Source organism: Thermostichus sp. OS-CIW-26 (assembly GCF_054058395.1).
The window spans coordinates 15,743-33,779 of the sequence record NZ_JBSSAG010000028.1; the positions used below are offsets into that span (position 1 = coordinate 15,743).

Below are 18,037 nucleotides of genomic sequence, written 5' to 3' on the forward strand. Positions count from 1 at the left end.
TATCCTGAAAGGGTGCTGGCAACTCAGGCTCCCAAGAAATCGGGGGATGCACTGCAGGAATGGTCAAAGGCAAAGGTTTTGGAAAAGCGGCGCAGCCGTCCCTCTCAAGACAGATCCGACAGGCGGCAATCCACTTCCGGCAAGGTGACTGGGCCCGCTGTCGGCAAATTTGTGAGCAGCTCCTCTCGGATGCCGGCTCAGATTCTGTTGGGAGTGCCCGGCGGGGATCCCCTTTGGGTGGTGCCGACCTGTCTGATCCCGGAGCAGCCATCGCCCGGGTTCAGGCCCACGCTCTGTTGGGACAAATCGAGGAGGGAGCCGGTCGCTACCCCGCTGCCATGCTGCACTACCAGCAGGCCATTGTGATCTGTCCACCTGCTGCGCCGGCCAGCTTGGCCGCTGAGGTTCATGCGCTGCTGGGGAGGGTATTGCGGCAGATGGGGGAGAGAAAGCAGGCGCAATTGTTGTTTGAGCAAGCCCTGAACCGGGATCCGCAACTGCTGATGGCCCGGGTGGGGTTGGCCGATCTGCTACAGATGCGGGGAGAATTCGCGGCGGCGGTGGCCCACTACTTGCAGGCTTGGCAGGGATCCCAGCAGGAAGCGGATATCCCCTATCAAATCGGCATGTGCTTCTGGAAGCAGGGACAACCAGAGGCGGCCAGCCCCTGGTTTCGGCGGGCGCTCTCCTTGCAGCCTGACCACAGCGATGCCCGCTACATGCTGGCCATTCTGGGGGAGCTGCCCCTGCCCGACAGAACGCCTCCGGCTTGGGTCAGCCGCCTGTTCGATGAATATGCACCTCGGTTCGAGCAGCATTTGTTGGAGAAGTTAAACTACCAGGGGCCACAGGCTTTGCGGCAAGGGATCCTGGCGGTGGCAGCAGCGCAGGGATCGCCTCCTGGGTTTGAGCGGGCGCTGGACTTGGGCTGTGGCACAGGCTTGGCGGGATCCCAGGTGCGCCCCTATGTCAAGCAGTTGTGGGGTGTGGATCTCTCTGCCCGCATGCTGGAAATCGCCCAACACAAGGGCATTTACGACCACCTGGTTCAGGGGGACTTGCTGGAGCTGCTGCAGCAGACCTCGGAACGCTACGACTTGATCCTGGCGGCAGATGTGTTCATCTACCTGGGGGACCTGGCCCAGGTCTTTCCTGCCTGCGCTCGGGTGTTGAATGCTGGCGGGCTTTTGGCCTTTACCGTCGAGGTGGGATCCACCCCCGGCTACGAGCTGGGATCCACAACGGGCCGCTTTGCCCACTCCCCATCTTACGTGCTGCAGCAGGCAGAAGAAGCAGGGTTGGATCCCGTCTATCACCAGAACTTCACCCTACGACGAGAGGGAGAAGCCGACGTGCCTGGAGCCGTGTGGTGTTTGCGCCGTTCGCGTCAGCGGTGCGGAGCCCATTGAGGGAGAACACGACCTTCCCGAGCTTTCCCTTCATAGGAGCTTCACAGAAAGCCAGTTGAGGTATTCTTGAGACAGAGTTTCCTCAGGGATCCCGGAAAGAGGAGCCTGATTTCTCGTCAGTCCCTCTGGGTTAGCTTGGGGTTAAGTTTCATTGGCCAGGGTGGTTTGATGGATCCTGCCACCTTTCTGGAGCACTATGGGTTTGAGCTGGAAGGTCAACCCAGCCAGGTTTGGGTGGAGCGCTGGAGCCAGTTGTTCCCGGATCTTTGGATCCCGGCAGCCTTGCTAGAAGCCCTCTACCAGGGGCGGTACAAGGCCACCTCTGTGGAGCAGCTTCTCTGCCTTTGGCAGCGTCGCGGCTCTCCTCATCTTACCTTTCCCCCAGAAATCGGCCAGTTCCTTTGGCAGGAGCAGCAGGAGCGGATCCGCTCTTTGGCTGCGGCTGCCTTTGCCTGTTCTCCTCTGCCGCCGGTACCCCCCGCGGGATCCCTGTTTTCCCGAGAACCGGCCATATCTCTAAACTTGTTGTTGGAGCAGTTGCAGGAGCTTCCCCCCAAGCTGCGCCGCCTGCTCGCCCAGTCCCCTCGTGCCGGTGGGACAGAGTCCTCATCGTTCGCGACAGAGGTGCAGAGCACATTCCCGGAGATTCCGCAGACGGTCGTTGACCCGCCAACTCCTGCCGAGCCCCCTCAGGGACAGTCTTGATGGGCTTGCCACTCTCTTTCCTCAGGGATCCTGGCCATGAACTTTCCCCTCGATTGCGACAGCGGTGCGGAGCACATTGCCTCCTTGCCCTGTGGGGTGATCACCGTCAGCGACACACGCACCCCTGAAACCGACCACAGCGGCCAGTTCATCTGCACAGCCCTCCAGGAGTCCGGCCACCGGGTGGAGAGGTATTGCATTCTCCGAGATGAACCGCAGCTCATTCGAGAGCAGGTTCAGGATTGGTCCGGATCCCTGCCGGTGATCTTGTTGAATGGTGGCACAGGCATCGCCCCCCGCGACACCACTTACGACGCCATCGAGGCTCTCCTGGAAAAGACCTTGCCCGGCTTTGGGGAGATCTTCCGCCAGCTCAGCTATGCCCAGATTGGCAGTCGGGCCATCGCCTCTCGGGCCATCGCCGGGATCCACGGAAAGTGCTTGATCTTTTCCATGCCTGGCTCCCCAGCAGCCGTGCAACTGGCTATGCGCAGCCTGATCCTGCCGGAGCTACCCCACCTGGTTAAGCAACTGCACCAGGGCAAGCATTGAGGCAGCAGGCCGTCTTAGTGATCCCCTCTTAGGCCAAGAGGGCAGTCGCCTTGGCAAGAGCCTCCTCCCGCAGCAGAGCGGCTTTATCGGTGCGCTCCCAGGGCAGATCCAGGTGAGTTTGCCCGAAGTGACCATAGACCGCTACATTTTGGTAGAAGCGTCCCCCCCGTTGGCGGGGCAGCTCCCGCAGTTGGAACTGGGCCAAAATGGCTGCCGGCCTCAGATCGAAGTGGCGCTGCACCAGCCGCAACAGCTCTTCGTCGGGGATGCGCCCTGTGCCAAAGGTTTCCACCAAAATGTTGATGGGGCGGGCTACCCCAATGGCGTAGCTCACCTGCACTTCACATTTTTGCGCCAAGCCAGCTGCCACGATGTTCTTGGCCACGTAACGAGCCGCATAGGCAGCGCTGCGATCCACCTTGGTGGGATCCTTGCCGGAGAAGGCCCCGCCCCCATGGCGAGAATAGCCGCCGTAGGTATCGACGATGATCTTGCGCCCGGTCAGGCCCGCATCTCCCTGAGGACCGCCAATGACAAACTTGCCGGTGGGATTGGTAAGGAAGCGGGTGTGGCTATCCGGCTTGATGGGCAGCTCGGCAAACACCGGCGTGACCACCGCCTCCCAGAGATCGGCGCGGATCCGCTCTTGCACCGCTGCCTCTTCCGTAAGGGTGCCAATCGTGGGTGTGTGCTGGGTAGAGATGAGCAGGGTGTGAATGCCCACCGGGCGACCTTCCTCATAGGCCACAGTCACCTGCGTTTTGCCATCCGGGCGCAGATAGGGCAGGGTGCCGTTTTTGCGAACCGTGGCCAACTGGCGGCTGAGGCGGTGGGCCAAGCTAATGGGCAAGGGCATCAACTCGGGAGTTTCATCGCAGGCAAAGCCAAACATCAACCCCTGATCCCCGGCCCCGACCAAGTCGAATTGATCTTCCTGGGAGCCGCGACTTTCCAGGGCCATGTTCACCCCTTGGGCAATATCGGGAGATTGCTCATCGAAAGCCACCAACACCGCGCAGCTTTCTGCACAAAACCCATTCTTGGCATCGGTATAGCCAATTTCGGCCACCTTGTCCCGCACCAGACGGGTGAAGTTGACCTGCGCTTGCGAGGTGATCTCCCCGGTCAACAAAACCAGGCCCGTATTGACCACCACCTCAGCGGCCACCCGACTGAGGGGATCCGCCGTCAAGAGGGCATCCACGATGGCATCGGAGATCTGATCGCAGATTTTGTCGGGGTGCCCCTCCGTCACCGACTCCGAGGAAAACAAAAACGACTTGGACAACGAACCTTCTCCTTAAAAGCTAGAACTGAGAACCTGAACAAAAAACAAGGCTCACCCGCTCGTTCATTATCCGTCGGAGAAAGAGCCAACCAGGGATCCCCAGGTGCTCCGCACCAGCCCCAACTCAGCCAGAGGAAAGGCCCAGCAACCAGCAAGCGTTCTGCACCGCTGACGCACCAGCACTGCCGCGAAGGCCTTGCCCCGCTGCCGCGACCAGAGCTATGGGAGCTGCTAAAGGATAAAGTTGCCAGAAAAGTCCCCCGCCAAAGAGGGCTATCCTCTAGAGAAAACTTTATTGCCTTTATCTTTCGGTTACTGACTAACCGCAGGAATTGGCACCGTAGCGGAGGCTTCCGCCGGGTTGCCGCAGCTTCATTGGGCCTGGTCCCTCAGTCTGCTCTGGATAAAGAACGGAACTTGTCCCTATAGTACCCCCAACCTCCGCCCATTTGTCAAAAAAATAAGCTGTGGGCGGCTTCAGCCAAACAGACCCTGCCACCAGTCTGTCCCCTGAGCGGCTTTGAGAAAGAATGCGCCGGCCAAGCCCAGGGGGGAGAGAACGCCGAGAAAGCCAACTGTCCCCAATCCCCAAGCCAAGCGGTGCAGATGCTTTTTGTCGGCAGAATTTGGCGTCGTTTCGGCTGAGATGGCCAACAGGGATCCCAAGGCTGCCAATAGGGATCCCCCCAGACCTGCAAAGTAGCTGGGCGCTAGCCACGGTTGCAACTCGGCGGCAGATACGACTTGGATGCGGGGCAAGACTTGAAAACACCCTATTGCCAGCACTGCCCAGATGAAGCAGTACATTAGCAGGCTATCTCGGAAAGCAGCAGCCGGTTCTCTCATGATCCCAGCCAATGCAACCAGATGAGGGATTAGGATGGGGGCGGTCTGCTGTGGGGGAACTTGAGTTTGCCCTAACAGTCGCGTCAGCGGTGCAGTTCCCCTGCCGTAGGCACAGCACCTTCCCCTCAGCTTGTGTGGCGAATCTCAATTTTTATGATTATGGCCCAACCCGCCCTGTCTGGCTGGCCTGCACCGGCTTCGGGATCCCAGCCCCTGCCCCCCTCGACAACAGAACTTGAGGCTGCTTGCGATAGCTCACCGGGCACAGAGGCTGACCCAAACTGGCGGCACCGCCAAAGAATGCAAAAACGCCAGCAGATCCAGCGGCAGCGTCTGTCGGGCATGCGAGATGACAAGGGCTTGATCATCGTACACACCGGGCAGGGCAAGGGAAAGACCACGGCTGCCTTTGGCATGATCTTCCGCGCCCTCGGCCAGGGATTGTCGGTGGGGGTGGTGCAATTTATCAAGGGGGCCTGGGATCCAGGAGAAGCCAAGCTATTGCGGAAATTGGCCGAGCATCCAGAGCTGGGCCTGGGGAAAATAGCTTTTTACGCCATGGGAGAGGGCTTTACCTGGGAAACCCAAGACCGGGAGCGAGACATCGCCCATGCACAGGCGGCCTGGGAAAAGGGGCGGGAGCTGTTCACCAGCGGGGAGTTTCAGTTGGTACTTCTGGATGAGATCAATGTCGCCCTCAAGTTGGGATATCTCTCGCCGGACAGGGTGTTGGCCGGGCTAGCGGAGAAACCGGAGCGGGTTCACCTGATCTTGACGGGGCGGGGCGCGCCGGCAGCGTTGATCGACCGAGCCGATCTGGTGACGGAGATGACTTTGGTCAAGCATCCCTTCCGCGACCAGGGGATCAAGGCGCAAATCGGCATCGAGTTCTAACCCTTGGGCAGGAAAGATGGCCATTCTGCTGGCGGCGGCAGCAAGCGGCAGCGGCAAAACCACCATCACTCTGGCTCTGTTGGCCGCTCTGAGGCGACGGGGCCTGCGCATCCAACCTTTCAAGGTGGGGCCGGATTACATTGATCCTCTGTTTCACACGGCGGTGAGCGGGATCCCCTGTCGCACTTTGGATCCCTTCTTGACCGACGAGGACTTTGTGCAGCGCTGCTTTCGCCACCATTGCCAGGGCAAGGATGGAGCCATTGTGGAGGGGGTAATGGGCCTCTTCGATGGACGAGCGCCGGGATCCCTGCCCCTCCCCGAGGGCGGAACGGAGCCTTTTTTTGCCAGCAGCGCCCATGTGGCCCGCCTGCTCGGGATCCCTGTGGTGCTGGTGATCGATGGCAGCGGCATGGGAACGACGGTGGCCGCTTTGCTCTACGGCTTGAGCCGCTGGGATCCCCGCCTCTCCATTGCTGGGGTGATTTTCAACCGGGTGGCCTCGGAGCGGCATGGACAAATCTTGCAGCAGGCAGCGGCTGCAGCGGGGATCCCGGTCTTGGGCCAGTTTCCCCGGCGGGAGGATTTGCGGTTGCCCAGCCGACACCTGGGGTTGGTGCCTGTCTCAGAACTGGATCACTTCCCCCACTGGCAAGCTGCCTGTGCCGAGCTGGCCGAGCAACACGTCAATTGGAATAGCCTATTGCCCCTCATTCGGAGGCTTCCTCCAGCGGTAGGAGAGCTGTGGCCAGGGATCCCCCCTCTCACCGAAAGGACTCCGCCCCGCCGCTGCGAACAGGTACGGGTGGCGGTGGCCCAAGACCACGCCTTTAACTTCTACTACGCCGACAACTTGGATCTGTTGCGGGCCTGTGGAGCCGAGCTGCTGGAGTATTCCCCCCTCCAGGTGGGACTATGGCCGCCGGATCCCTGCGATGGCGTGCTGCTGGGGGGAGGGTTCCCGGAATTGTTTGCAGCACCTCTATCTGAGAGCATTAACCAACGCCCGCTCCCGCCCGCCCACCCACCCCTCTATGCCGAGTGTGGCGGACTGATGGTGCTGGGCCAATCCCTCACCGATTTTCAGGGAAAGACCTACCCGATGGCCGGGCTATTACCCATCCAGGTAGACATGGCCGACCGGCTGTGTTTGGGCTACCGCGAAGCTGCGGTTTTGCGCCCAACCCTGCTGGCGCCAGCTGGGGATCGCCTGCGCGGGCATGAATTTCACCGCTCCCGCAGCACCCCCATCTCCCCCAGCCCAATCTACAGCTGGGGATCCCCCGCCCAGCCTCAACAGGAAGGATGGGCCACCGAGCGCCTTCACGCTTCGTACCTGCATCTGCACTGGGGATCCCGTCCTGATTTGGCCCTGAGATTATTACAGAACTTCTTAAGAATCTCGAAAGGGGATCCCTAAAAAACCGTGCCATCGCTGAGCAGTTGGATGGGAGGAGAAGCATCTGGCCTAAGCTGGGCCGCTATTTGCCGTCCTGCCGTCCAGGTTCCCCCTTGCAGTATCTTCACCAGGGGCAACTCTTGGGCAGAGCAACCCAGTCTTTCCCGGATTAAGGAGGCAACTTGATCCAGCAAAATCACCGTCAGGGCCCGCCACTCCACAATCACCGTCGAATCTGGGGGATGCGGTTGCTGCCCAATCTCCGGCTGCTTGAGCTGGATCACCCCCAAATCCACAAACAGCCCCCCGTTGCGATACTCCGCCAAACCCGTCAGCTCATCCAAACCCCCGATTGGGATCCCCTCCTGCTGCAACGGCTCCAGCAGGGAATAGGTCATCCATTGGGACAACTTGTGAAAAGGCACCCAATGGCTCCCCGGCTCCGTTTGGGGCAGGTGGGGATAGGGCCAGACATCCCCCAGAGGGATCCCGGCCAGCGAGACTCGCCCAGGCCAAATGGAGCTAAACCCCCTCTGAACCGCCTGTAAGACCTGTGCTGCCTCGATCCCACCGCTGGGATCCTCAGGCTGGATGGCGTCCCACAACCGGCCTGGACGAGGAAGATTGTGACCAGATCCAAAGTATTGAGGTTGAGCCCGCAAAGTTTGTGCCAACCTTTGCAGCAGTTGCCAGCGCCCCTCCAGTCCCAGTAAAGGATTTTCCGGCCCCACCTGGAAAGCTGCTGCCAAATCCGCCAAGGTGATCCGCTCCAGGCCCGCCGCATCCACCTGCAGAGGCTGCTGGGGATCGCTGGAAAACCCACCTTGCCAGAACCAGTCGAAACTGGCCAAGGCCAAACCTTCGGAACGACCCACCACCGTCTGACTTTCTGGATCCCAGTACTTCCAGGCAGAGCCTGCGCCTGCGTCCAGCAACACGCTGACGATGGCCAGATCCCACTTGCATCGCAGCCGCTCCAGCGGATCCATGTCTTTAAGTCGATTTTCCAGACGGGTTAGGCGCTCCCCGGATCCCACCTGAAAATGTTGCCAGCGGCTGTGGAAGGGAATTTCCCCGGTGGGATAGTGGGCCCGCATTGTGGTGATCACATAGTCGGCTACGGATCCCAGCCGGTTCAGGTCGAGGCGAAAATGCTCTGATTCACCGGCCAAAACCCTTTCCAATAGCAACCGACAGCGATCCCGAATGGCTTGGGGACTCTGCAAATAAGCCACTCGTTTTTCCAGATCAACAGGTGTCAGCATCAAGCCGTTCCTTCTCAATTGTCCATGCCGAGAATTTTCTCAGCATAATCGGGCGGGAACCCACCTTGATCTGCATTCGTCTGCAAGCCTTGGCCCACTTGACACTCCCGCCGGTCTCTTGTCAAAAGACCGCGTCTTACTTCGCGATCGGTGAGACCCTTGCAAGAGAAAGCTTTGAGGCAACTGTCCTGCTGACACGAGCAGCCCCGAGCCATTTTGAGAAAAGACTGGGCGAGCACTGAGTGAGGATCCCGATAGATAAGAGCATTGACTCGAGGTAAATTTTGATGTCCCTGTTAAGAGAAGTGTTGAATACTACATTTCACTGAGGTAGACCTTGCCTACTCTGTGGCCTTAATCACTTCCTTGAGGGATTGTCGATTGTTATGATAGATGTAAACCTAGCCCTAAGCATAAATTACTAGTTAGGTCATTTGCAGCTAGGCGGAGCCCCACAGAGGCCAATTCATTAGGGAGGAGTGTGATGTTCACACGGTTGGCGGAACAATACCGCAGCTATGTTCAAGATCTGGTGATGAGTTTGCAGGCCCTGGCCATCGTTTTGGAGAAGCGGGGCTACCCAGCCTCTTGCTACACCTGTGGTACGTCTTTCGAGAGTGCCTCGTTTATGGTCAGCTTACGAGAGGGGCACCTGATTCGCTTTTTGGTTTCCGAATGCTCCATTAGCTGGACAGAAATGCGGGATGACCGAGAGCTCATGAAATTGGAAGGAGCAGAGGCAATTCGCCAACTGCAGGAGCTGGCAGAGCTTATCAAAGATGAGCTGTTGGTCGCCGCCACGCCGGCTGAAGCTCTGGTGGCCAGCACCTGATCCTGGCAGGCCCTAGGTCTGCTCAAACCCAAGCCGTAGCCGATTGGACAACTAAGCCTAACCTTCTAGGCCGCTGCTTTGGAGATTTTTCCCCTGTTGAGGAGTAAGGGTGGAATAGGGATCCCCCTCGACGGAGTGGCAGTTGGCTGGCTGCCCATGCCGCTTGTATGGGGATCCCAGATGACCCGCTCTCCCAGCTTGTATCTGGAGTGGTTTGTGGCGGCAAAGCCTCTCTGAGTAAAGTCTGAGTAAGGTGTCACCGCTGCCAGGGATCCCGTGTCGACGGGCTCAGTCTCTCATGGCTCTTACGCAATACCCCCAAGGGGATTCGAACCCCTGTCGCATCCGTGAAAGGGATGTGTCCTAGGCCTCTAGACGATGGGGGCACTCGGAAACGAGGCGATCCTAATCCTAAGGAATGGCAAGTAAGCTTGTCAACCTTTTAATCTGCATCCCCAGACCCACGCCCTGCCAAGTTCAGAATCAAGATCCCCAGCAAAGCCAGGCTCAGCAGGCTGGCAATCACAATCGGTTCATCTGGGATCACGTCCATCTTGGCTTCACCAAATTTTCGGGCTGGAGACCCGCACCATAGCCGCAGGCTTGGTGTCGGGAGGAAAGCCCACCCCCATATAAGTGCACTGACTATATAGATGATAAATAGGCCGACCAAGGTCTGGATGAGCTACAATAGGCCCATGAGCCAGACCATATCTGTACGTTGCAAGCTGATAGTCCCTGTAGAGTTGCGTCAAGAAATTGACCGCACCCTGCAGAGATTTGCTGACGCTTGCAACCAGATTCTGGATACCGCCAAGCGTGAGAAGTGCTGGAACACCGTCAAGCTGCATCACCTGGTCTATCGACCGGTGAAGGAGGTAACGGGGCTAAAAGCCAACCACGTCTGTCAGGCGCTCCGTCGGGTGATTAGCAATGCCAAGGCGGTGAAGCAAGTCCACAAGTTCCGCCCCACCAGTCTGACTTTGGACGCTCGTACTTTTAAGTACCGAGAGTCCGACCAAGCCGTGGGCGTGACCCTGATGAGCGGACGGGTTTGGCTCAAGCTCAAGATTGGCGGTTATCAAATCGCTTTGCTGCGGGGGCAGAAGCCGACAAGCGCAACCCTGTCCAAGACTAAGCAAGGGGACTACTACATCAACATTGCTGTTGAGCTGGATACTCCCCCGACCGGCAAGACTCCCAAGGTAATCGGAGTTGACTTGGGCAGGCGGGATATCGCCACCGCTAGCAACGGACGTTCTTGGAGTGGAGAGCACATCCAGGCCGTCCGTGACCGGTTCAGCCGTGTACGCGCCAAGGTTCAATCCAAACGCACTCGCAGCTCTAGGAGGCTGCTGAGAAGGCTCTCTGGGAGAGAACGGCGCTACCAGACATGGCTGAACCACAACATCAGCAAAACCTTGGTCAGGGATGCCCAAGCTATTGGTGCGGCACTGGCTTTTGAGGACTTGACAGGCATTCGAGAGCGCCTGAATCAGAAGCCTCGGAGCAAGACTGAGCGGCGCAGGACTAACAACTGGGCGTTCTGCCAGCTCAGGATGTTTGTGGCCTACAAGGCTGCCATTGCTGGAGTGCCTGTGGTGCTGGTGCCGCCTGCCTACACCAGCCAGACCTGCCACAAATGCCTGCACATCCACCCTGAGCAGGGCAAGTCCTACCGCAGTGGCAAGTCGTTCAAGTGTGGGCACTGTGGATGGGAAGGGGATGCGGATTTGAATGGTGCGAATGTGATTACGCTTTTGGGGGCTGTCGTAAACCAGCCTAGAGGTTCGGGCCTGTTTTGTTCTCTGGTAGAGCAGAGCAGGCTCAGGGCTACTGAAAGCCCGCTCCGTACCGCTTAGCGGTCGGAGCCGGGTAGTTTACACCCGTTCCACATCCCAGAAGAAGAGGGATCCCGCCATAACCACCCGTCTCTTTGCTGTTTTAGCCGGCTCACACCCCATCGAGCCCCGTACGGAGGCGGGCCGGTGAGTCGTCCTGAGCAAAGCATCCGTCCGGTGGCTTAGACTACACTAGTAAGGACTGACCCATCGTTTGGACTGGCATGATTCCCACCGTTATTGAGCAATCTGCGCGAGGCGAGCGCGCCTTTGACATTTACTCGCGTCTCTTGCGGGATCGGATCATTTTCTTGGGCACCCAGGTGGACGACGACATTGCTAACCTGATTGTGGCCCAGATGCTCTACTTGGAGTCCGAAGACCCTGAAAAAGACATCTACCTCTACATCAACTCCCCCGGCGGCTCTGTCTATGCCGGCATGGCCATTTACGACACCATGCAGCACATTCAGCCGGATGTCTCCACCATCTGCATTGGTTTGGCTGCCAGCATGGGAGCTTTTCTGCTGGCAGGGGGCACCAAAGGCAAGCGCATTGCCCTTCCCCACGCCCGCATCATGATCCACCAACCCCTTGGTGGAGCTCAGGGGCCAGCTACCGATATTGAAATTCAGGCCAAAGAGATCCTCTTCATCAAAAACAGCCTCAATAGCTTGCTGGCCTACCACACCGGTCAACCTCTAGAGCGCATCGAACGAGATACCGACCGCGACAACTTCATGACCCCAGAACAAGCCAAAGAGTACGGCCTCATCGACCAAGTGATCAGCAAGAGACCCCAGCCAACCCTGGCAGCCGTTTCTTGACCCTCCAGATCCTGTGGGTGGACTTGCTCCGCTCCCTCAAAGAAGGGAGCTTTTGGTTTTGGCCGGGGATCCCACCCGAAGGATATTAAGAAAGCCAAAGAAATCTGTATTCTCAGCGGGAAGCAGGGGGTCTTACTTTAATTAAACTAATCAAACTCATAAAGAAAGTAATGATCAGCCCATTATTGCGGATGGTAGCTTAGGATTAAACCTATATAGAGTTGTGTTTGCCGAGATTCTAGCTTAGGCGCTGTATAAATTCCTTTCCGCTGGGTTTGCAAATCCAGGGAGTCGAAGCTAGTAATTGAAGGCGCTCGAAAAGAAGGGTTTAGGGCTTCCATCCGCCGGGATGAAGAGTGTCTTAAAGCCCAACTTTGGCCTCATGGTTGTGGGGCGGTCTTATTCACGGAAACTCGGCGGTCTCGAGTTTTGGCCCTGAGTTTTTCCTCTTGGTTGCATCCGTGAAGGGCATTTTCTGGTTCTGTAATTCGTTCAGAGGGAGATCAACGTGGCCTACTCAGCAACCCAATCCAAAAGCGGCTATCAAGCCGGGGTGAAGGATTACCGACTCACCTATTACACTCCCGACTACACACCCAAGGATACCGATGTCTTGGCCTGTTTCCGAGTTACCCCTCAACCGGGCGTTCCTCCCGAAGAGGCGGGGGCAGCCGTGGCGGCTGAGTCTTCGACGGGCACCTGGACAACGGTATGGACCGATTTGCTGACCGACTTGGATCGGTACAAAGGCCGCTGCTATGACATCGAGCCGGTTCCCGGCGAAGACAACCAGTACTTCTGCTTCGTCGCCTATCCGCTGGATCTGTTTGAGGAAGGCTCGGTGACCAACATGCTCACCTCGATTGTGGGCAACGTTTTTGGCTTTAAGGCCCTAAAGGCGCTGCGGCTGGAAGATGTGCGGATCCCGGTGGCCTACCTGAAAACCTTCCAGGGCCCTCCCCACGGCATTCAGGTGGAGCGGGACAAATTGAATAAGTATGGCCGTCCGCTGCTGGGCTGCACCATCAAACCCAAGTTGGGCCTTTCTGCCAAAAACTACGGGCGGGCCGTGTATGAAGCTCTGCGGGGCGGCTTGGACTTCACCAAAGATGACGAAAACATTAACTCCCAGCCCTTCCAGCGCTGGCGGGATCGCTACTTGTTCGTGATGGAGGCTGTCCACAAGGCCCAAGCGGAAACCGGCGAGATCAAGGGCCACTATTTGAACGTGACGGCGCCCACCTGCGAAGAGATGTTCAAGCGGGCCGAGTTTGCCAAGGAGTTGGGCGCCCCTATCATCATGCACGACTACTTGACAGCTGGCTTCACTGCCAACACCAGCTTGGCCAAGTGGTGCCGGGATAACGGCATTCTGCTGCACATTCACCGGGCCATGCACGCGGTGATCGACCGGCAGAAAAACCATGGCATCCACTTCCGGGTGTTGGCCAAGTGTTTGCGCATGTCCGGTGGCGACCACCTGCACTCTGGGACGGTGGTGGGCAAGTTGGAAGGCGACCGCGCCATCACGATGGGCTTTGTGGATCTCATGCGGGAAAACTACGTAGAGGCCGATCGCTCCCGCGGCATTTTCTTCACCCAAGATTGGGCTTCCATGCCAGGGGTGATGCCAGTGGCTTCCGGTGGGATCCACGTTTGGCACATGCCGGCGCTGGTGGAAATCTTCGGCGACGACTCGGTGCTGCAGTTCGGCGGCGGAACCTTGGGACACCCCTGGGGCAACGCGCCGGGCGCAACCGCCAACCGGGTGGCCTTGGAGGCTTGTATCCAAGCTCGTAACGAAGGTCGAGATCTGGCCCGCGAAGGCAACGACATCATCCGGGAAGCGGCCAAGTGGTCGCCGGAGCTGGCGGCTGCCTGCGAGCTGTGGAAGGAAATCAAGTTCGAGTTCAAGGCCGTCGACACCCTCTAGAGATCTGCTGGGGGCAAGGGATCCCTACGGTTCTCTTGCCCTGCTGGCCCCCTCCCTGGATCGGCAATGGATCTGAAACAGATCGCCAAAGACACCGCCAAGACCTTGATCAGCTACCTGACTTATCAGGCGATGCGCACGGTGCTGGCCCAACTGAGCGAAACAGATCCCCCCAGGGCCCTTTGGCTACAGCAGTTCTCCGCTCGGCAAAACCTTCAGGATGGAGAAGCCTACCTGCGGGCTTTGCTGGCTGAGCGTCCTGAGTTGGCCTATCGCATCATGACCGTTCGTGAACACATTGCTGCGGAGGTGGTCGATTACCTGCCGGAAATGGCCAAAGCCGGCATCCAGCAAGCCAACATGGAGCACCGCCGCAATCATCTAGAACGGATCACCTCAGCAACAGGATCCCTACCCGTTACCCACCCGGAAGCGGGATCCCCCCCACAAAACCCTAGGCTCGAAACGGAGTGACACTCATCATGCAAACCTTACCAAAAGAGCGCCGCTACGAAACCCTCTCCTATCTGCCGCCGCTGACGGATCTGCAGATCATCAAGCAGGTGCAGTACATCTTGGATCAGGGCTACATCCCGGCCATAGAGTTCAACGAATCGTCTGAACCAACGGTTCGCTATTGGACGCTGTGGAAGCTGCCCCTGTTCAGCGCCACTTCTCCCCAGGAGGTGCTCAGCGAAGTGCAGGCTTGCCGCAGCGCCTACCCCAACTGTTTCATTCGCGTGGTGGGGTTCGACAACATTAAGCAGTGCCAAGTGCTCAGCTTCCTGGTCTATAAGCCCAGCGGCCTGCGCTAAGGGAGCTCTGGTCAGCGAAAGGGGAGAGCTTCTCCCCTTTTGGTCAAGCCTCCTGGCTTGACTTCTTTGTATGGCCGTTCTCGGTGGCACGGCAATAGAGACCGTGGTTCGGTAATGGTCATGTACAACGTTGCCGTCAACGGGCAACCGGGGTTGGGAACCAGCCTCGTTGGTCTCGGATGTTGCAGCACTCCTTCAGAGACCTGCGGGTCTATGAAGCAACTGGGACAGAGGAAGGGACAAAAACCTCACTGTTAAGGGGATGGGGCACTAGAAACCCCATCTGCCTATACGGTGGGGTAGTTCATGGTGACCCTATTTCTAGGATCCGATGCCCATAAGGGATCCCAGCCCTACCGCCAGAAGAGCGGCCAGGGTTGTTTGAATACTGTTTACAACTTCGTTGGTCATCCAGGCCAAACGGGGTTGTAACACCACTCCCATCCAGCTTTCCGCCAGGGTGGCCAGGATCCCAGCCAGCCAGCAGATGCCCAACCAAAATGGGCTTTCCCCCACCCACTCCCCGCCAATCCCCCAGGCCAACCCGGCCATCCCTGCCGCTGCCGCCACCCCCGCCAGGGATCCCTCTCGGCTGATGGCTCCTTCTGTGCCCGCCGGCACGGACTGGAAGGTGGTGATCAAAAAGGTCTTGCGGCCATAGGCTTTCCCCACCTCGCTGCTGACGGTATCGGCCAATTTCGCTGCAAAGCTGGCGCTGTATCCCAACCACCACAGGGGATGCGGGAAGAAAGCGTATCCTAGCGCACATACTGCCCCGGTTAAAGCGGATCCCCAGACGTTCTCCGGCCCTCGCGCCCCCTCTCGCTTTTCGGCGATCCCCTGCGCCTGCTTGCGCCGGATCCCCAGTTTGGTTACGGCTGTTCCCACTAAAAAATAGGCAGCTACCACCGCGTAGCCCCGCCCCCCCAGCCCCCCCCACACCAGCAGGCCCAGCAGGCCCGCGTGGATGACCCCTGCTCGCGTCAAAGCCTTCTGAGGGCTCAGCAGACCCAGCACCACCAGAGCCAGGTTGAGCCAGAGTGCCACCCCCCACTGACTCAGAAGCCACGCTTGCCACATATACCCTTAAACTTTAGCCACAGCAATTTGGCCAGATAATTCTCAGCACAAGCACCAATATAGCAATCCGTGTTAAATCGCAAAAAAATCTTTTATCGACTAAATGCCTCTCCCTGTAAACGTGCCGGTCAAATCTCCCACCACCCTCCTATTCCTCTTAGAAGGAATCAGCACCCGGCCTTCCCTTGTCTATCCTCTCCCTGAATTCCTGAGAATCTTATCCCCTATCACCTTCGTATGCTCTTCTTGCCAACTCTCTGGTAATGCCTCTGCTTGGGTAATATCCTGCTTTGCCCTGCTGTGATTCTAAACACTAACGGCTTCCCCAAACCATCCACACTCACATGGATCTGAGTGCTGTATCCACCTCGACTCCTCCCCAAAGCTTGCTCCCCTTTTTTTGCGGCTGCCCAGGGGTGAGCACGAACGACAGTTGAGTCAAGGATAAGATGCTCTAAGTCAGGGTCTTTCCCAAACTCCCAAGCAACTCCAGCGATAGAATCTCTGGTGTATCATTTTCCATATCTTTTTGGGAGGTAGCGCCACGGGGATCCAGAGCGAGCTATTACAGCAGGCCTTGGATAAACTGTTTGCATCCTGCCTCTTTGCCGATGTGGATCTGGATTCTGTTTTCAGGAAAGCTATAATTTTTTGCTATTTTATTTGCTGTGATCTGCAGCAAGATAACTCATCAGACCTTACCCAAAAACTGTCCTTATCATAACTAAATGCAAAAAACCTAACGACTACACCTTTTGCCGTTCAACTGGGATCTTCAGCCAACGGCTTAGTTCCGAGGCCAACCACTCCAGCTCTGGCTCCTGCAAAGGGATCCCCGCTCCCAACTCGTATTTGCGGTTGCCCGCCCAGATGTTCAACTGTGGGCTTTGGCGTGGGATCAGCTCTAGCCGGTCAATATCCCATCGCCGACTGGGGGGAACATTGCCAAACCTCAGGCCAAACACCTCGTGAGCCAGGCGAATGTATTTTGTGTCGATCCGCAGGTGGACTTTGCCGAATAGACCGTAGAGGATCACGCCCACCATCCCCAACCCCACCGTCCAGAAGGGCAGGATGAATAGGCCAAACACCAGATTGGCCGGAAAAGGCGCAAACCCAACCGATATGATCGTGAAAAAGGTGATGAAGGAGTTCCAAGCGATGGCGAAAGGCAGCAACACCAAAACACCGATTTGCCGGGCCGGGATCACCACCTGAAAGGTCTGTTCAGACTTGTGCAGTTGAATCCGGCTGCCTGCTGGCTGTCGAGTAGGGACTGCTGCTGCGTCTGAGGGAATCAAGGCGGGACGACGATCCAAATGCTCCAGCGCCTCCAGGGCCTGCCGGGCGGAAGCAGGACGATCCGCCACCACAGGTTCCGTCATCCACCGCAGCCAGTCGCGGAAGGGCGGGCTCAGGTGCACCGCTTGCTCGAACACAATCCGGGCTCCCTCCTGGGGCAAGTCCGCCGGATGTTGTCCGGTGAGCAGGTGGATTAGGGTGGCACCTAAGCTGTAGAGATCGGAAGCGGGCACGGTTCTGCCGCCAAATTGCTCTAGGGGCATGTAGCCGTAGCTCCCCACCACGGTGTAGGATCCCTGCTCCCGTGGAGCAGCCGCCTGAACCGAGCCAAAATCCACTAGGTACACCTGCTGGTCGGATCCCAAGAGAATGTTGCTGGGCTTGAGATCTCGGTGAATGACGGGGGGATGGAGTTCGTGCAGGTAGACGAGAATGCGCAGCAGCTTTTGCGCCAGCTCCCGCACCTCCGGCTCGGCAAAGCGCCGCCCTTGCTCCATCCACTCCTGCAGCGAGGGGGCGTCGATGTAGGTTTGCACCAGGGCTAGGCCCCGTCCTCCCTCTAGGCTGATCTCGAAGTGGTCGCGGTATTGGGGAATGGCCGGATGGGAGAGGGTCTGCAGGATCTGGGCTTCCCGCTCGAACAGCTTCAGGTCGGCCCAATCAAAGTCTGGCCCAAAGAGCAGCAGCTTGATCACCACCTGTTCCGAGGTGAGCAAATCCTGGGCCAGATAGGTGTGTCTGCCGCTGCGCTTGCTCAATCGCCGCTCTGGCCGATAGCGACTGTGCCAAATTGGACGCTCTGGAGTCATACCCTCTCCTCAGGTCCGACCCTGCTGGTTGCTTCAGCTTTAGCTTATCTTTGTCCCTTTCGGATCCCTGCCGCCGCGCCTCTCAAAAAGCGATTAGAGTGAGTGAAGAGATGTAAAGTAAGCTCTCAGGTTATATGGCCTCGAACGTAAACTACCCGACCCTGACTGCTTCGCAGTACAGGGCGGGCTTTCGGTAGCCCTGCAGTTGGCAAGCCAACCACGAACCTCTAGGCTGGTTTA

The 18,037-nt window shown here is 58.0% G+C and carries 16 protein-coding genes, 1 tRNA gene, 1 pseudogene and 1 riboswitch; of the genes and pseudogenes, 11 read left to right on the forward strand and 7 right to left on the reverse strand.

Annotation, left to right across the window (positions count from 1 at the left end):
• The first annotated feature begins 59 nt into the window (after positions 1-59).
• The 3 genes from ACVW0C_RS10890 (at position 60) to ACVW0C_RS10900 (ending at position 2,666) form a co-directional block, all read left to right on the forward strand.
• Positions 60-1,409, forward strand: a complete 1,350-nt coding sequence (locus ACVW0C_RS10890; RefSeq protein ID WP_414408863.1) for a methyltransferase domain-containing protein — start codon at positions 60-62, stop codon at positions 1,407-1,409.
• Between the two features lie 168 nt (positions 1,410-1,577).
• Positions 1,578-2,114: a hypothetical protein gene (locus ACVW0C_RS10895; protein WP_457385392.1), complete on the forward strand. Its 537-nt coding sequence runs from the start codon at positions 1,578-1,580 to the stop codon at positions 2,112-2,114.
• A 36-nt stretch (positions 2,115-2,150) separates the two neighbouring features.
• Positions 2,151-2,666, forward strand: coding sequence for a MogA/MoaB family molybdenum cofactor biosynthesis protein (locus ACVW0C_RS10900; RefSeq protein WP_457385394.1), 516 nt, complete (start codon positions 2,151-2,153; stop codon positions 2,664-2,666).
• A gap of 28 nt (positions 2,667-2,694) precedes the next feature.
• Here ACVW0C_RS10900 and metK read toward each other — a convergent pair whose 3' ends face one another.
• Both metK and ACVW0C_RS10910 read right to left on the reverse strand, forming a co-directional pair.
• Positions 2,695-3,954, reverse strand: a complete 1,260-nt coding sequence (gene metK / locus ACVW0C_RS10905) for a methionine adenosyltransferase (RefSeq protein WP_457385396.1) — start codon at positions 3,952-3,954, stop codon at positions 2,695-2,697.
• Between the two features lie 298 nt (positions 3,955-4,252).
• A riboswitch (SAM riboswitch) is annotated at positions 4,253-4,364 on the reverse strand.
• Between the two features lie 67 nt (positions 4,365-4,431).
• Positions 4,432-4,800 carry a hypothetical protein gene (locus ACVW0C_RS10910; protein ID WP_457385397.1) on the reverse strand — a complete coding sequence of 123 codons (369 nt, stop codon included), beginning with the start codon at positions 4,798-4,800 and terminating at the stop codon, positions 4,432-4,434.
• 159 nt (positions 4,801-4,959) lie between these two features.
• On the opposite strand from ACVW0C_RS10910, the gene cobO reads away from it, so the two are divergent.
• Both cobO and ACVW0C_RS10920 read left to right on the forward strand, forming a co-directional pair.
• The gene (cobO, locus tag ACVW0C_RS10915; RefSeq protein WP_414374548.1) at positions 4,960-5,694 is read left to right on the forward strand and encodes a cob(I)yrinic acid a,c-diamide adenosyltransferase; all 735 of its coding nucleotides are present in this window, start codon (positions 4,960-4,962) and stop codon (positions 5,692-5,694) included.
• A 16-nt stretch (positions 5,695-5,710) separates the two neighbouring features.
• Positions 5,711-7,114, forward strand: a complete 1,404-nt coding sequence (locus ACVW0C_RS10920; RefSeq protein WP_457385399.1) for a cobyrinate a,c-diamide synthase — start codon at positions 5,711-5,713, stop codon at positions 7,112-7,114.
• Here the strand turns inward: ACVW0C_RS10920 and ACVW0C_RS10925 are convergent.
• On the reverse strand, positions 7,111-8,358 hold the full coding sequence (locus tag ACVW0C_RS10925; protein WP_457385400.1) for a URC4/urg3 family protein: 1,248 nt from the start codon (positions 8,356-8,358) through the stop codon (positions 7,111-7,113). The genes ACVW0C_RS10920 and ACVW0C_RS10925 overlap by 4 nt on opposite strands.
• Before the next feature lie 484 nt (positions 8,359-8,842).
• On the opposite strand from ACVW0C_RS10925, the gene ACVW0C_RS10930 reads away from it, so the two are divergent.
• Positions 8,843-9,190, forward strand: a complete 348-nt coding sequence (locus ACVW0C_RS10930; protein WP_011434143.1) for a DUF1815 family protein — start codon at positions 8,843-8,845, stop codon at positions 9,188-9,190.
• A gap of 313 nt (positions 9,191-9,503) precedes the next feature.
• Here the strand turns inward: ACVW0C_RS10930 and ACVW0C_RS10935 are convergent.
• A tRNA-Glu gene (locus ACVW0C_RS10935) sits at positions 9,504-9,576 on the reverse strand.
• Positions 9,577-9,888: 312 nt separating this feature from the next.
• Between ACVW0C_RS10935 and ACVW0C_RS10940 the strand changes: the two genes are divergently transcribed.
• The 5 genes from ACVW0C_RS10940 to ACVW0C_RS10960 all read left to right on the forward strand — a co-directional run bounded on the left by ACVW0C_RS10940 (position 9,889) and on the right by ACVW0C_RS10960 (position 14,606).
• Complete coding sequence (locus ACVW0C_RS10940) at positions 9,889-11,052, forward strand: RNA-guided endonuclease InsQ/TnpB family protein (RefSeq protein ID WP_457385402.1); 1,164 nt, start codon at positions 9,889-9,891, stop codon at positions 11,050-11,052.
• Positions 11,053-11,255: 203 nt separating this feature from the next.
• Positions 11,256-11,858 (forward strand): ATP-dependent Clp endopeptidase proteolytic subunit ClpP, encoded by a 603-nt coding sequence (clpP, locus tag ACVW0C_RS10945; RefSeq protein WP_011434140.1) that lies wholly within the window; start codon positions 11,256-11,258, stop codon positions 11,856-11,858.
• 508 nt (positions 11,859-12,366) lie between these two features.
• On the forward strand, positions 12,367-13,791 hold the full coding sequence (locus ACVW0C_RS10950) for a form I ribulose bisphosphate carboxylase large subunit (RefSeq protein WP_011434138.1): 1,425 nt from the start codon (positions 12,367-12,369) through the stop codon (positions 13,789-13,791).
• Positions 13,792-13,857: 66 nt separating this feature from the next.
• Positions 13,858-14,265 carry a RuBisCO chaperone RbcX gene (gene rcbX / locus ACVW0C_RS10955; protein ID WP_011434137.1) on the forward strand — a complete coding sequence of 136 codons (408 nt, stop codon included), beginning with the start codon at positions 13,858-13,860 and terminating at the stop codon, positions 14,263-14,265.
• An 8-nt stretch (positions 14,266-14,273) separates the two neighbouring features.
• Positions 14,274-14,606: a ribulose bisphosphate carboxylase small subunit gene (locus ACVW0C_RS10960; RefSeq protein WP_011434136.1), complete on the forward strand. Its 333-nt coding sequence runs from the start codon at positions 14,274-14,276 to the stop codon at positions 14,604-14,606.
• A gap of 321 nt (positions 14,607-14,927) precedes the next feature.
• Here the strand turns inward: ACVW0C_RS10960 and ACVW0C_RS10965 are convergent, their stop codons facing one another.
• The 3 genes and pseudogenes from ACVW0C_RS10965 to ACVW0C_RS10975 all read right to left on the reverse strand — a co-directional run bounded on the left by ACVW0C_RS10965 (position 14,928) and on the right by ACVW0C_RS10975 (position 17,797).
• Positions 14,928-15,686 (reverse strand): TIGR00297 family protein, encoded by a 759-nt coding sequence (locus tag ACVW0C_RS10965; protein ID WP_457385404.1) that lies wholly within the window; start codon positions 15,684-15,686, stop codon positions 14,928-14,930.
• Between the two features lie 94 nt (positions 15,687-15,780).
• Positions 15,781-16,334: pseudogene (locus tag ACVW0C_RS10970) on the reverse strand (IS5 family transposase); the annotation flags it as partial.
• A gap of 98 nt (positions 16,335-16,432) precedes the next feature.
• Entirely contained in the window at positions 16,433-17,797 is a 1,365-nt protein-coding gene (locus ACVW0C_RS10975) for a serine/threonine protein kinase (protein WP_457385405.1), read from the reverse strand.
• Positions 17,798-18,037: the final 240 nt, after the last annotated feature.